The sequence below is a fragment of the Arthrobacter sp. Soil761 genome, from assembly GCF_001428325.1.
Classification (GTDB): domain Bacteria; phylum Actinomycetota; class Actinomycetes; order Actinomycetales; family Micrococcaceae; genus Arthrobacter.
In genome coordinates, this window is record NZ_LMSF01000028.1 from 75,408 (window position 1) to 88,939 (window position 13,532).

General features: G+C 66.4%; 17 protein-coding genes. 8 read left to right on the forward strand and 9 right to left on the reverse strand.

Annotation, left to right across the window (positions count from 1 at the left end; all coding sequences use genetic code 11):
• Positions 1-56: 56 nt before the first annotated feature.
• Together ASG79_RS14820 and ASG79_RS14825 are read right to left on the reverse strand one after the other, a co-directional pair.
• Positions 57-272, reverse strand: a complete 216-nt coding sequence (locus tag ASG79_RS14820; RefSeq protein ID WP_018771856.1) for a hypothetical protein — start codon at positions 270-272, stop codon at positions 57-59.
• Between the two features lie 118 nt (positions 273-390).
• On the reverse strand, positions 391-633 hold the full coding sequence (locus tag ASG79_RS14825; protein WP_018771855.1) for a hypothetical protein: 243 nt from the start codon (positions 631-633) through the stop codon (positions 391-393).
• A 77-nt stretch (positions 634-710) separates the two neighbouring features.
• Between ASG79_RS14825 and ASG79_RS14830 the strand changes: the two genes are divergently transcribed.
• From ASG79_RS14830 to ASG79_RS14845, 4 genes are all read left to right on the forward strand, one after another.
• On the forward strand, positions 711-1,199 hold the full coding sequence (locus tag ASG79_RS14830; protein ID WP_018771854.1) for a MarR family winged helix-turn-helix transcriptional regulator: 489 nt from the start codon (positions 711-713) through the stop codon (positions 1,197-1,199).
• Between the two features lie 78 nt (positions 1,200-1,277).
• Positions 1,278-1,841, forward strand: a complete 564-nt coding sequence (locus tag ASG79_RS14835) for an SSI family serine proteinase inhibitor (RefSeq protein WP_018771853.1) — start codon at positions 1,278-1,280, stop codon at positions 1,839-1,841.
• A complete protein-coding gene (locus ASG79_RS14840) occupies positions 1,819-2,751 on the forward strand; it encodes a hypothetical protein (protein WP_056392205.1) in 933 nt (310 codons plus the stop codon). The genes ASG79_RS14835 and ASG79_RS14840 overlap by 23 nt, the downstream gene beginning before the upstream one ends.
• The gene (locus ASG79_RS14845) at positions 2,748-3,080 is read left to right on the forward strand and encodes a hypothetical protein (RefSeq protein WP_056392206.1); all 333 of its coding nucleotides are present in this window, start codon (positions 2,748-2,750) and stop codon (positions 3,078-3,080) included. The genes ASG79_RS14840 and ASG79_RS14845 overlap by 4 nt, the downstream gene beginning before the upstream one ends.
• Before the next feature lie 92 nt (positions 3,081-3,172).
• Here ASG79_RS14845 and ASG79_RS14850 read toward each other — a convergent pair whose 3' ends face one another.
• Entirely contained in the window at positions 3,173-6,304 is a 3,132-nt protein-coding gene (locus ASG79_RS14850) for a S8 family serine peptidase (protein WP_056392207.1), read from the reverse strand.
• Between the two features lie 261 nt (positions 6,305-6,565).
• Positions 6,566-6,751 (reverse strand): hypothetical protein, encoded by a 186-nt coding sequence (locus ASG79_RS14855; RefSeq protein ID WP_018771849.1) that lies wholly within the window; start codon positions 6,749-6,751, stop codon positions 6,566-6,568.
• A gap of 269 nt (positions 6,752-7,020) precedes the next feature.
• Between ASG79_RS14855 and purS the strand changes: the two genes are divergently transcribed.
• From purS to purL, 3 genes are read left to right on the forward strand one after another with little or no spacing between them, the layout of a single operon-like run.
• The gene (purS, locus tag ASG79_RS14860; RefSeq protein WP_015935902.1) at positions 7,021-7,272 is read left to right on the forward strand and encodes a phosphoribosylformylglycinamidine synthase subunit PurS; all 252 of its coding nucleotides are present in this window, start codon (positions 7,021-7,023) and stop codon (positions 7,270-7,272) included.
• Position 7,273: 1 nt separating this feature from the next.
• Positions 7,274-8,047: a phosphoribosylformylglycinamidine synthase subunit PurQ gene (gene purQ, locus ASG79_RS14865; protein ID WP_056392209.1), complete on the forward strand. Its 774-nt coding sequence runs from the start codon at positions 7,274-7,276 to the stop codon at positions 8,045-8,047.
• Positions 8,044-10,353 (forward strand): phosphoribosylformylglycinamidine synthase subunit PurL, encoded by a 2,310-nt coding sequence (purL, locus tag ASG79_RS14870; protein ID WP_056392211.1) that lies wholly within the window; start codon positions 8,044-8,046, stop codon positions 10,351-10,353. Before purQ ends, purL begins: the two co-directional genes overlap by 4 nt.
• A 74-nt stretch (positions 10,354-10,427) precedes the next feature.
• Here purL and ASG79_RS14875 read toward each other — a convergent pair whose 3' ends face one another.
• Genes ASG79_RS14875 through ASG79_RS14890 form a run of 4 tightly spaced genes read right to left on the reverse strand, consistent with a single transcriptional unit; the run spans position 10,428 to position 12,001 of the window.
• Entirely contained in the window at positions 10,428-10,721 is a 294-nt protein-coding gene (locus ASG79_RS14875) for a DUF503 domain-containing protein (protein ID WP_056392212.1), read from the reverse strand.
• A 14-nt stretch (positions 10,722-10,735) separates the two neighbouring features.
• The gene (locus tag ASG79_RS14880) at positions 10,736-11,056 is read right to left on the reverse strand and encodes a putative quinol monooxygenase (protein WP_018771845.1); all 321 of its coding nucleotides are present in this window, start codon (positions 11,054-11,056) and stop codon (positions 10,736-10,738) included.
• Entirely contained in the window at positions 11,053-11,595 is a 543-nt protein-coding gene (locus tag ASG79_RS14885) for a DUF1990 family protein (RefSeq protein ID WP_056392214.1), read from the reverse strand. Before ASG79_RS14885 ends, ASG79_RS14880 begins: the two co-directional genes overlap by 4 nt.
• Positions 11,588-12,001 (reverse strand): MmcQ/YjbR family DNA-binding protein, encoded by a 414-nt coding sequence (locus tag ASG79_RS14890; RefSeq protein WP_018771843.1) that lies wholly within the window; start codon positions 11,999-12,001, stop codon positions 11,588-11,590. Before ASG79_RS14890 ends, ASG79_RS14885 begins: the two co-directional genes overlap by 8 nt.
• A 45-nt stretch (positions 12,002-12,046) precedes the next feature.
• Between ASG79_RS14890 and ASG79_RS14895 the strand changes: the two genes are divergently transcribed.
• Positions 12,047-13,075 carry an isopenicillin N synthase family dioxygenase gene (locus ASG79_RS14895; protein ID WP_056392216.1) on the forward strand — a complete coding sequence of 343 codons (1,029 nt, stop codon included), beginning with the start codon at positions 12,047-12,049 and terminating at the stop codon, positions 13,073-13,075.
• Here the strand turns inward: ASG79_RS14895 and ASG79_RS14900 are convergent.
• Positions 13,072-13,497 (reverse strand): CoA-binding protein, encoded by a 426-nt coding sequence (locus tag ASG79_RS14900; RefSeq protein WP_018771841.1) that lies wholly within the window; start codon positions 13,495-13,497, stop codon positions 13,072-13,074. The two genes, ASG79_RS14895 and ASG79_RS14900, sit on opposite strands and share 4 nt — an antisense overlap.
• Between the last annotated feature and the right edge of the window lie 35 nt (positions 13,498-13,532).

Consider the following 13,532-nt stretch of genomic DNA (forward strand, 5'->3'; position numbering starts at 1 on the left):
TCCTCCCACGGGAAAGGCAGCCCGGCTTTTTGGTCTTACCGTGCGCCTGGACAGGTTTAGCTTTCGCGTTCCAGGTCTTCGCGGCGCACCGCGTAGTGGTGGCCGGTTGAATCGGTCTCGACCACGAAGTGCGAGAGTTCCTCTTCGGAGGCCTGTTCGAACTCATCATGCTTGTGCACTACAGGCGCATCGGCATCCAGCCGGGTGGCGGGACCAAAGACAAAGCGCAGCCTGTCAGTCAGGCTCATGAAACCGCTGAGGACATGTGCCACTGTTTTCCACCCCCTTCCCGGACCTCGGGCGAAAGTGCAGCAGGCTCCGGCAGGAGCCAGTGCCCTTATTTTAGACCCGGGGCAGGAAAAAGGCGCCTGTTCGCGGCGGAACGGGCTGCTAGCGCAGGGACCGGTCTTCGGGGTTCCGTGGCACCACGTAAGTGCTGCCGTCCGGCCTGGTGATGGTTTCCCACTGCTGGGTTTCCGCCTGGCGCTGGACCAGCAGCCGACGGTTTTCTTCGGTCATGTCGTGCGCCAGCGCGGTGCGGCTGGCGGGGCCGAAAACCGCCCGCAGCTTGCCTGTGGCGCGCATGAAGCGCTGGGAAGCATTGCCCTTGCCTGCGGACTTATCCCTGCCCATGAAGAGGCTTCCTTCCACTCACTGTTCACCTCCAACAAATGTACACTAATGATTAGTGCACTAACAATGGAGGACGTATGACCGCCGCAGCAGAAGCGCAAACGGAAGAACACTCTGCAGAAGGGCCATCCGGGGTGCAGGAGGACGACCTGCTGCTGGAGCACCAGCTCTGCTTCGCCCTCACGGTGGCTGCCCGCAGTGTGGTGGGGGCCTATAAACCCGTGCTCGAGAAGCTCAACCTCACCCATCCGCAATACCTGGTGATGCTCTGCCTGTGGGAAGACAGCCCGCGGACAGTAAGGAACATCAGCGAGGCCCTTGCCCAGGAGCCGGCCACCATTTCCCCGCTCCTCCGGCGGCTGGAGGCAGCGGACCTGCTCACGCGGCACCGGGCGGACGGAAACGAGCGCGCCCTCGCCGTCGAACTCACGGCCAAGGGTGCCGCCCTGCGGCAGCAGGCGCTCAAGGTACCGGGGACCATGATGGAGCGGCTCGGGCTGACCCGGGAGCAGGTGACGGAACTGCACGCGTCCATGATGGGCCTGATCGCTGCGACGTCCCGTTAAGTGCCGGCAGGACCCGTCCCGGGCACGTCGGCAGGGCGTCAAGCGACTAGAATAACCAGACCAAGGAGAGGAAGCCTGATGCGTAGTTTCCGCATACTCGCAACGGTCCTGGCAGTTGGCGCCGGGCTAATCACCGGTTGCAGCGGCACTCCTGACAATGGCACGTCCGCCTCACCTGCGCCCTCCACCTCCGCAGCCGGAAGCTCATCCGCCGGCTCCCCTACTCCTTCCCCGGACACCGAAACGTCGGTACCGGCTCCCGCCCCCACCACGTCGCGGCCAAGTGCCGGCCCGGGGCAGGGAAACGCTGAACTCGCCATCACGGTGGTGCCGTCCCAGGGCGCGGATGAACTCGACTACACCCTGGTTTGTTCCGCCGGCACCCCTGCCGCGGAAAGCAGCCACCCCAACGCTGCCGCGGCCTGCGCAGCGCTGAAAGCCAACCCAGCCATCCTGTCCCCGGCGGCCCCGGGAACTTCCCAACCCTGTACCCAGCAGTACGGCGGCCCCCAGAAGGCAACCGTGACGGGCATGGTTGACGGTGTTGCCGTGGACTCCTCATTTGCCCGGACCAACGGATGCGAAATCAGTGCGTGGGACGCTGCCAAGGACGTGCTGGGTGCCGCCGGTGGAGCCTCTTAAGCTCCTGGCGGCAGACAACGCCCAGGCGAGGGAAGAAGCCCACCTGCAGCGCGTGAGCCGCTACGCCGATCCCTACCTGGCCCGACGGTCCGCTGGCCAAAAACACCCGGTGGAGGATTTTCTCTTCACCTATTACACGCAGAAGCCGGGCCAGCTGAAGCGCTGGCACCCCGGCGCCGGAGCGGTCCTTACCGGCGCCCAGGCAGCCACGCGGCTGGGGTGGAAGCATTACAGGATGCTCGACGACGGCGAGCTCGCCTCCCTGGGGCTGGCCGCGGGAAGCACCGCGGCCACCTTCGATCGGCGCGCCTTCCTGGCCGACCGCAAGGATGCCGTGGTCTTTGCCGGCATCATCCTCCGGGGGACGGCGGCCAGGCCGGCACAGTTCGGCTGTTTCGGCCTCCACGAGTGGGCCATGGTGTACCGCCAGGACAAATTCGACCTCCGGCATGAGTATCTGCAGCTGCGGCTGGGAGCGGCCGGCACCGACCGGGTGGTGGAGGAGAACAGGATCCGCTGCACCCATTTCGATGCGTTCCGCTTCTACACCCCCGACGCCATCCCGCTCAACGAACACTCCCCCAGCCGGGACACGCAGCGCCACATGGAACAGCCGGGCTGCCTGCACGCCAACATGGACCTTTACAAGTGGGCGTACAAGCTGCTGCCTGCGCTGTCCAGTGAACTGGTCATGGACTGCTTTGAACTGTCCTGGCGGATCCGGGCCATGGATATGCAGGCTTCCCCGTACGATCTGGCTGGCTGGGGCTATCCGGCCATCCCCATCGAGACGCCGCAGGGCAAGGCCGCCTATGTCGAGCACCAGCGTGCCTTCGCCACGGAAGCGGGGGCCCTGCGGGAACGGCTCGCCGCGGAAATCGGGGCCGTGTCGGACGGAGCGCCGCATTGATCGACCTGACCATCCGAATCCGCGAGGCCCCCGATGCGCCGGAGCATGTGTTCCGGCTGGTAGCCACGGATGGCGCCCCCGCAGCCGGGACCACCCTGCCCCGACCTGGAGCAGCCCTCGCCGCCGTGGAGCGGTTCGGTGAAGGCATCTTCTTCCCCAAACCTGGTCCTCCCAAGCTGTGCACCCAGCAGTACGGCGGCCCGCAGGTTGCCACGGTCACCGGAACTTTCCATGGGCGCCACGTCAACTCGACCTTTACCCGCAACGACGGCTGCGAGATCGCCCGATGGAAGGCCATGGCACCTTTACTGGGCGGCACAGCCACTTAGCCTTCCGCTGCCTGGCCTTCCCGCCGGCAGGAACGTAAAAAGGTCCCGGGCGGCCTGATAGCCGCCCGGGACCTCCCCCCATGCCTTCCGGATCAGGTTGCGGGTACCGCCTGGGCCAGGTCAAGCCGGGGAGCGCCGGCCGGGGCGGGGGCAGCGCCCTGTCCCACCTGCACGTTCACCCAGGTTTTGATGCCGTTGCTGCCAAGGCTCAGCCGGGAGAGGTAGGAGCCCTCCTGGAGTCCGGTCCAGCTCAGGGTCGCCGAGGTGGCGGTTCCGTTCGGCGCCACGATGGGGTTTGGGTTCACCGTGAGGTTGCCCGCGTCACCGGCGAAGGTCACAGCCTGGACGGATGCGGTGGCCGGCCCGTTGTCCGGCGTGGCGTAAAGGTTGGCCACCACATAGTAGGTGCCCGCCCGCGGCGACTCCAGGTCCAGGAATTCACTGGCCGAGGCAGTGGCCACCTGGGTGGCCGTCAACCCGCCCGACGCGTTCGGTGCGTAGACCACCATGTCCCAGTCGACGTCGTTCGACTGTGCCTGGATGCCCAGCCGCGCAAACGAGGCACCGGCCGGCACCTTCACCTGGAGCAGGGCGTTGTGCGCGTCATTCGTGGCCGCGTACTCGCCCGGGGTCTTGGTGATGGCGGTCTGGCTCAGTGGTGCCAGGCCCTCCACGCCGACGGCGATGGGGTTGTCGGAGCCGGATACGAGCTCCATCGTGCCGCTGCCGGTGCCCGTGGCCGAGCTGAAGGAGAACGACGGGGCAATCTGGGCATCAACAGGACGGATGGCAATAGGGGACGTAACCGTCCGCGGGCCCTTCCAGGTGAGGCTTCCAGTGCTGAACTTGCCAACCGGTCCGCTGACGTTCCGGATGGTGACGGTGACTTCACGGGTCTGGCCGGCCCTGGCGAAGTTCAGCGCCTTGGGTTCGACGTTGACGTTGAAGCCCGGCATGTTCACCTCGGGGTGGTACATGCCCGGGACCAGGGCGGTCAGCTTGCGCTTCACCTGGACTTCGCCCACCAGGCTGCCCAGCGCGATGGAGGGCAGGTTGAGGTCGCGGGCGGCAATGCTGCCGGCCTGCGGCGCTCCGGTGTCAACGCCCTGCCCGTTCAGGAAGCCGAGCCAGTCCTGGATCCCGGAGTCGTAGACCAGCCCGGGATCAAGGACGCGGGTGGAATCGATGTGGCCGGCGCCGCCCTGGAAGGGGTCGGTGTTGGGCGAACCGTCGGCATTGACCAGAGGGTAGGCGGTGGTCATCATGGCGGACTTAACCATTGCCGGGGTCCACTTCGGCTGCTTGCCCAGGACCAGGGCACCGAAACCGGCGATGTGCGGTGCGGCCATGGAGGTGCCGGACATGAACCCGAACTGGTCGCCGTCGTTACCGATCGTGGAGACACCGGCCAGGACGTTGACGCCCGGGGCGGAGATGTCCGGCTTGAGCAGGTCGCCGCCGGATGCCAGGGTGGGCCCGCGGGACGAGAAGCCCGCGATTTGGGGTGCCGCGGCTGGTGGCAGGCCGGTCAGGTCGCCCTTGACCAGGCTGACGGTCAGCGCCGGATTGGCTTCCAGCTTGGACTTCAGCTCCAGGCTCTTGGGGGCATTGACGTGGACAGTTGGAACAACGTGGTTGTCTGCGTCCTCCGAGCTGCTGGTGAGGTTCACCAGGATCATGCCCACGCCGCCCTTGTCCAGGACCTCCTGGCTCTTGGCGGTGCGGTCCACCACGCCGCGGTCGCAGACCACAACCTTGCCGGCCACCTTGGAGCCGTCAAGGGTCCCCGGGCCGCAGAGGTTCGGGTTTGCCGCACCCGCGGCCGCGGCGGCCGCGGCAAGGACAACGGGCTTGTCCGCCACTTCCGACTTCATAATGGACGCTCCGCGGTACAGGGAGCCGTCGGACACCTTGACCGTTCCCAGCAGGTCGCTGGGGAAGGTGGAAGCAGCCACGGTGGTCAGCCACGGTGAGGCATGGTTCACGGTGGAGGCCGCAGGGCCGGAGTTGCCGGCCGAAGCCGAAACGAAGACACCTGCGGAAGCCGCGTTCAGGAACGCCAGCGCCACGGGATCGGTGGTGCTGTTGTTATTGCCCGATATGGAGTAGTTCAGGACATCGACGCCGTCCTTGATGGCTGCGTCCACGGCCTCGACCGACGCCGAGGAGTAGCAGCCGCCCGTGTCCGGGTTGGTGTCCTCCCAGCAGACCTTGTACACCGAGACTTTGGCTGCGGGGGCCACTCCCGAGCTCTTGCCGAAGCTGGTTCCATCGATCACCTGCTCGACATTGGCATTGCCCGCCGCCGTGGTGGCGGTGTGGGTGCCGTGGCTGCCAACGTCCACCGGGGAAATCTGCTCTTCCGGGGCACGGTTTTCCGGCGCCACGTACTGCAGGAAGGAATCGGCGAAGTATCGGGCGCCGATGACCTTGGTATTGCAGAGCGAGCCGTCAAACCCGGCCCCGGTGCCCTCGCCTTTTTGGCATTCCCCTTCGAAGGTGGTGCCGTCCGCTTTGAGCATGGCAATCCTGCCATCGCCGGTGCGGTACGGGACGCCCACCTGCGGGTCACCCTGCAGTGGCTTCACGGGTTCGCCCTGCAGGAAGGGGCTGTCCGGTGCGTACCCCGAGTCGATGACACCCACCACAACGCCCTTGCCGGCGTTTGCCTGGCCGCCGAACTGTTGGGCCCATGCGCCGTCCGGGCCGGTGAGCTTGAGGAAGTCGGTGGTGGTGTAGTCAGGCTTGTTTTCGACGTCGGGTGAAACCACCAGGACGCGGTTGTCCTTGGACAAGGCTGCCGCCTGCGTTGCGGTCAGCTCGGCAGTGAACCCGTTCAGTGCTGCGGTGTACTGCTTTGCGGGGCTGACACCCTGCGCCGCTGCGACTTCACGCTGCTGGTTGCGAAGGTGGGCGTCGTAGGCGTTGTAGTTGGGGCTGCCGGCGTCGAGCTTCCTGCCCTGCTGGGGCTTGGTGGCTCCCAGTCCGGCAACTCCCCCTTCGTACGCCGCGGCAGCCGGGCCGGCCAGCACCACGATGTACCGGCCGTCCTTGAATTGGCTGTCCTTCGCAGTGGAGGAGGCATTTTCCGTACCTTGGCCGCCGGGTGCCGCCGACGCGGGACCCACGGCCATGGAGCTAAGGAGAAGGGGCAACCCGACGGCCAGTGCGGCCGCTTTCCGGAGGCCCCCAGCCCGCGAGGGGCTCTTTCCAGTTGATTTCACGTGCAACCCTTTCACGATGTACCGCCCAGCCTTGGTGGACAGCCCGAACGACTGGAACTGCAGAGGGAATTACAGATTTTGTAATTTGCTGAGACCAGACTGTTCACAGGGTACAGACTGAGAGCACGATATGACATAGGGCACATTCGAGAATTTTCCGCTTGTCATACGGGGTGGGGCGTTGGCCCGCAGGACCCGGAAACAGGCATGGAAAAGGGCGCCCCGAAGGACGCCCTGGCAAACGAGAGACCGCAGGCGAAACTACTGGCGGGGAGTGCGCACCACGTCACTGATCCATTGCCTGGTTTTTTCATCCACAGGACCGGCTACCCGCGTCTCCCGGGCCAGGCGGTCCGCCTTCACTTTTTGAAACACCATCCTGCCCAGGCCGGCGAACACGGCCGCGGCGACCATCGGCAACAGCACGGACTTCGAATTTTCTCCCATTCAGCAACTCTAGTGAACGCCCTCCGGCAACTCCATAACCCCGCCCAGGGGCGCCCCCGTCCCCGGTTCATTCCCGGCCGCCCGGCTGCCCAGGAGGCCGGATGCAAAGGGGTGCGCCCGGCCCGGTAGAATGGTAAGGCAAGCTCGCGGAGCGCCCGACCTCATGGTGAACCAACGCAGGTGACCAACAGTCCCCCCAACCCCGGTACGGCGTGAGACGGCACCACTCCGCTGCGCCCTTACCCAAGCTCACGCACAGGAGTTGCCGGATGCCCCGGATCGTTGTTGACGTCATGCCCAAGCCCGAGATTCTGGACCCGCAGGGGAAGGCGATCGTCGGCGCTCTCCCCCGGCTGGGCTTCACCAGCTTCAGCTCTGTCCGCCAGGGCAAGCGTTTCGAACTGACGGTCGACGGCGAGGTGACCGAAGAAATCCTGGCCCAGGCCCGCGACGCCGCCGAGACCCTCCTGTCCAACCCCGTGATCGAAGATGTCGTCAACGTCGAGGTCGTCGAGGCCTGACATGACTGAACTCCCCCTGATCGGCGAAGCCGTCGCAGTCGCGGCGGAGCCGCGCCTCGCCGGCGCCCGCATCGGCGTCGTTACCTTCCCCGGCACCCTTGATGACCGCGACGCCGCCCGCGCCGTGCGCCTTGCGGGCGGCACCGCCGTCGAACTTTGGCATGGCGACAGCCAGCTCGGCGACGTGGATGCCGTGGTCATCCCCGGCGGCTTCTCTTACGGCGACTACCTCCGCGCCGGCGCCATTGCCCGCTTCGCGCCGTTGATGTCCAAAATCATCGACGCCGCCAACTCCGATGCCAAGCTGCCGGTCCTCGGCATCTGCAACGGCTTCCAGATCCTCACCGAGTCGCACCTGCTGCCCGGATCGATGATCAAGAACGACCACCTGAAGTTCCTCTGCCGCGACCAGGTGCTGCGTGTCGAGAACAGCAACACTGCGTGGACCCTGGACTACCAGGCGGGCCAGGAGATCACCATCCCGCTGAAGAACCAGGATGGCCAGTACATCGCGGACGGGAAGACCCTGGACGCCCTTGAGGCTGAGGGCCGCGTTGTCTTCCGCTATGTGGGCTTCAACCCGAACGGCTCCCGCCGCGACATCGCCGGCATCTCCAATGCCGCCGGCAACGTGGTGGGCCTCATGCCGCACCCCGAACACGCCGTGGAGCCGGGCTTCGGGCCCGAATCGCTGGACGGCATCGGCGGTTCCGACACCGACGGCCTGGGCTTCTTCACCTCCGTCCTGAACAAGATTGTGGGAGGCGACAAGTGACCACGGAAACCACCAAGAAGTTCAATATCGACACCGTCGAGCACGCCGCGAAGACTCCGGACACGGAACTGCCCTGGGCCGAACTCGGCCTTAAGCAGAACGAGTTCGACGAGATCGTCAAGGTCCTGGGCCGCCGCCCCACCGGCGCGGAACTGGCCATGTACTCCGTCATGTGGAGCGAGCATTGCTCCTACAAGTCCTCCAAGAACCACCTGCGCCAGTTCGGCCAGAAGGTCACCGAGGAAATGAAGAAGGACATGCTGGTGGGCATCGGCGAAAACGCCGGCGTGACCAACCTGGGGGACGGCTGGGCCGTGACCTTCAAGATTGAATCGCACAACTCGCCGTCGTTTGTTGAGCCCTACCAGGGCGCGGCCACCGGCATCGGCGGCATTGTCCGCGACATCATCTCCATGGGCGCCCGCCCCGTGGCCGTCATGGACCCGCTGCGCTTCGGCGCCATCGACCACCCGGACACCGCCCGCGTCATGCACGGTGCCGTTGCGGGCATCGGCGGGTACGGCAACTCCCTCGGCCTGCCGAACATCGGCGGCGAAATGGTGTTCGACTCCGTGTACCAGGGCAACCCGCTGGTCAACGCCCTGGCAGTCGGCGTCATGCGGCACGAGGACATCCGCCTGGCCAACGCCTCCGGCAAGGGCAACAAGGTGGTCCTGTTCGGTGCCCGCACCGGCGGCGACGGCATCGGCGGCGCCTCGGTGCTGGCCTCCGAGTCCTTCGACGACACCAAGCCCTCCAAGCGCCCCGCCGTCCAGGTGGGCGACCCGTTCGCCGAGAAGGTCCTCATCGAGTGCTGCCTGGAGCTCTTCAAGGGCTCGCTGGTGGAAGGCATCCAGGACCTTGGCGCCGCAGGCATCTCCTGCGCCACGTCCGAGCTGGCCTCCAACGGCGACGGCGGCATGCAGGTTGAGCTGACCTCCGTCCTGCTGCGCGACCCCACGCTGACCCCGGGCGAGATCCTGATGTCCGAGTCCCAGGAACGCATGATGGCCGTTGTCACCCCGGAGAACGTGGAAGCGTTCGAGGCCGTGATGGACAAATGGGCCGTGGAGTACTCCTGGCTGGGCGAGGTGACCGATACCGGCCGCCTGATCATCACCTGGGAAGGCGAGGTGATTGTCGACGTCGATCCCCGCACCGTGGCGCACGACGGCCCGGTCTACGACCGCCCGTTCGCCCGCCCCGAGTGGCAGGATGCCGTGCAGGCGGACACCTTCACCGGTTCCGTGCAGGACGCCGGCCGCCCGGCCGCCCCCGCTGAGCTGGCAAAGGCCGTCACCGAACTGGTGGCGTCACCGAACATGTGCTCCAAGTCCTGGATCACCAACCAGTACGACCGCTACGTGGGCGGCAACACCTCCATGGCGTTCCCCGACGACGCCGGCGTGGTGCGCGTGGACGAGGAAACCGGCCTGGGCGTTGCCCTGGCCACCGACGCCAACGGCCGCTACACCTACCTGGACCCGTACCACGGCGCGCAGCTGGCACTGGCCGAGGCCTACCGCAACGTAGCCACCGCAGGCGCCATCCCCATGGCCGTCAGCGACTGCCTGAACTTCGGCTCCCCCGAGGACCCGGACGTCATGTGGCAGCTCGCCGAAGCCATCCGCGGCCTGTCCGACGCCTGCATGGTGCTGGGCATCCCTGTCACCGGCGGCAACGTCTCGCTCTACAACCAGACCGGCACCACGCCCATCCACCCTTCCCCGGTGGTGGCGGTCCTGGGCAAGCTCGACGACGTTGCGCGCCGCACGCCGTCGGGCTGGCGTGAGGATGGCCAGGCGATCTACCTGCTGGGCACCACGGGCGCCGAGCTGGACGGTTCCGAATGGGCCAACATGCGCGGACACCTGGGCGGACAGCCGCCGAAGGTGGACCTCGAGGCCGAGCGCGCGCTGGGCGAGATCCTGATCAACGCGTCCCGCGACGGCATGATCGACTCCGCCCACGACCTCTCCGAAGGCGGCCTCGCGGCTGCCCTGGTGGAGTCCTCGCTGCGCTACGGCGTCGGTGCCCGGATCGCGCTGCAGGACGTCATGGACCGGGACGGCGTGGACCTGTTCACGGCCCTGTTCTCCGAGTCCCAGGGCCGTGCCGTTGTGGGCGTCCCCCGCTCCGAGGAAGTCCGCTTCACGGACATGTGCACCGCCCGCGGCTTCACCCACACCCGCATCGGCGTGGTGGACGCGGCCAGCGGCAAGCTGGAGATCAACGGCGTGGAGGGCCTGCCCCTGGCCGCGCTCCGCGAAGCCCACGAAGGGACCCTGCCGAAGTACTTCGGCTAGGCCCCACAGAACGCGGACGGACACTCAAGCCCATAGAGAGGGCTTTGGGTGTCCGTCCGCATTTAAGGACCGGTTCAGTCCTCGCTGTGCAGCTCCCGCTGCCGTGCACTGAGCAGCTCGAACTCCGGCCGGGCTGCCACAAAACGTTCGACGGCGGCCAGCACCTCCACGAGATGGGCCCGGTCAGCTGCCACCAGGCCAACGCCGACCTGCGAGCGCCGGTACTGGGCATGGTCCCCGACTTCGGCGACGGACACCTCGAAGCGGCGTATGAGCTCGGCAAGGAGCGGCCTGACGACGGAGCGCTTTTCCTTCAGGCTCTGCACGTCCCCAAGGAGGATGTCGAACTCGATCCAGCCGATCCACATGGCCGCCCCTGTCTTTACTCGATAGTGAGCTCACCCATCAGGTCCCAGCCTTCGCCGTCCAGCTGGCGGCTGATGATCCTGGGTGTTTCGGCGAGTGCCTGGGGCATGTCGGCCATGGCCTTCTTGAAGTGCCCGCTGTTGACATGGTCTCCCGCGGCGTCGTCCTTGAACGCTTCCACCAGGACGAACTCGTTGGGATCGTCCACACTGCGGGACCAGTCGAACCACAGGTTGCCCGGCTCCTCCCGGGTAGCCCGGGTGAAGTCTGCCACCAGATCGAGCCAGCGCCCGGACCAGTCGGGCTTGACCTTGAACTTGACGACGATAAAGATCACTGGGATGTTCCTTCCGCGGCGAGGGTGCGTGCCCCTTCAATGTACCGGGAAGTAACGTAGCGCTGTGCCGCGCGGGTGACCAGGCCACCGGCGGCGTAGAACCAGTTGGCAGGCCTGCTGAAAGCACGGATCCGCAGCCACACCTCTCCGTGGCTGTTGATCTCCACCTCGAAGGATTCCTCGCCACGGGCGGGGTGGCCGGGCAGCGTCCCGTAGCCAAACCCGGCGGATTGGGGAACACCGTCCGGTGCCGGCTCCCGCGCCCACACCACCTGGCAGGGCGCGGGCAGGCGGAAGGGCCCGACGCCGAAACCGCTCACCACGCGTGCCCCGGGCACCGCCCTTGGCGAGTCTGCCCGCACCGTGAGGCCAGCCCTCCGCTGCAGTTCCCAGCCCAGGATGCCGTCCGCCACACGCCGGTAGACGCCAAGGCCGGTACCCAGGCGGGCTTCCTCAAGGACGCGGTCGTACCCCACTGGCGCGACGCCGTGCTCCGTGCCGCCAATTCCCGGATAGCCGAGTCTTCCCGCGTCAATCATCGCCGCCTGCCCTTTCGAGGCGTGCCCACCCCAGTTGATCCTGCTGCTTCCGGCTCAAGCCTGACACCACAAGGTCGTAGGAGTCCTCAACCATGTCCCGGATCATCCCGTCCGGCAGCGACCCGTCGATGCGCACACCATTCCAGTGGGTCTTGTTCATGTGCCATGCCCCGGTGATTGCCGGGTGTACCGCGCGCAGCTGCACGGCCAGGGCCGGCTCGCACTTCAAGTTCACGTAGAAATCGCGTTCGTCCATGGACGACAGGGCAAACAGTTTAGCCTCGTGCCGCGCTCCCCCGGCAGTCCCGGCACGGACCTTGAAGACCGAAGTCTCCGGTCCGAACGGAAAATCCTCGTAGGCTCCGGGAAACGAAAGGCAGATCTTCCGCAGCGCACTTGGGTCCATAACGGAAGCCTATAAAGCAGACCTGCGCGGTGCTAGTCTGCGAACATGTCACGCGACCAGGGAGCCATACCTGTTCTGGACCTGCGTGCCGCCCGGCGGGCCGACGGCACATTCAGCCCGGAGTTCATCGACCAGCTGCGGCACGCCACCCACGACATCGGGTTCTTCCAGGTCACCGGTTATGGTGGCAGCCCGGGACAGGCCGAAGAGCTCCTGGACACTATTCAGCGCTTCTTCGACCTGCCCCTTGAGGAGCGGATGAAGCTGGACAACCGCCTCTCCCCCCACTTCCGTGGCTACACGCGCATGGGCACCGAGGTGACCCAGGGCCGGGCCGACGCTCGGGAGCAGATCGACTATTCACCGGAGCGCGAGCCGGTGCGGGACTACCCGGACAGCCAGCCTTACTGGCTGCTGCAGGGTCCCAATCTCTGGCCCGATGAAACATTCCCCGAGCTGAAGCCTGCTGCCATGGAGTGGGCGGAGCTGATGTCCGGCGTCGGCATGGAACTGTTGAGGGCGATCGCCGTTTCGCTCCAGCTGCCGGAGGACTACTTCGACGGGCCCTTCCGGGATTCACCGGCATGGATGGGCAAGCTGGTCCACTACGTGGGCGGCGTGGTGGAAGCGGCCGGGGACCAGGGCGTTGGCTCGCACGCGGACTACGGCTTCGTAACCCTCCTGCTGCAGGACAACGTGGGCGGCCTGGAAGTGCTGCCGCCCGGAACCACCCAGTGGCTGCCTGTGGAGCCCCTGCCTGGGGCACTGGTGGTGAACCTTGGCGAGATGCTCGAAGTAGCCACGGAGGGATACCTGGCGGCGACCATCCACCGCGTCCAGGCACCGCCACCGGGCGTCGACCGGTACTCGGTGCCGTTCTTCTGGTCACCGCGGCTCGACGCGGTCATCGAGCCCGTCCCCCTGGCACCCGAGCTAAAGGCGGCTGCCCGGGGTATCACGGACGATCCGGACAACCCGCTCCTGGCATCGTTCGGCCTCAACATGCTCAAGGGCCGGATGCGGGCACACCCGGACGTGACCAAACGGCACTATCCGCAGTTGATGAAGCGCTAAAGGTTGTACTTCCAGGCAAGCTGCGCCGGACACAGATTCATCACCACGTCCAGCCCCGCCGCCTTGGCACGTTCCGCCGCTGCCTCGTCGATGACCCCCAGCTGCAGCCACACGGCTTTCGCCCCGGCGGCAATGGCCTGGTCCACCACGCTGCCCACCTTCTGCGAGTTCACAAAGCAGTCCACGACGTCGATGGGCTGCTTATCCGCCGGGATGTCGCCGAGGGTGCGATAGCCGGGTTCGCCGTGGACAGTGTCGCCGTTCAGGTTGACGGGGATGATCTCCATGCCGAGCCGGTCGCGGATCATCAGCGAGACGTCGTAGGCGGAGCGCCACTCATTGGTGGTGAGTCCGACGATGGCCCACCGGCCCTTGGTTCGCAGAAGGCGTTCGATGACTGCGGGATCGTTCGTGTGGCCCATGGGATCAGCCTACGCTGCCCGTCCTGTCATGCTTC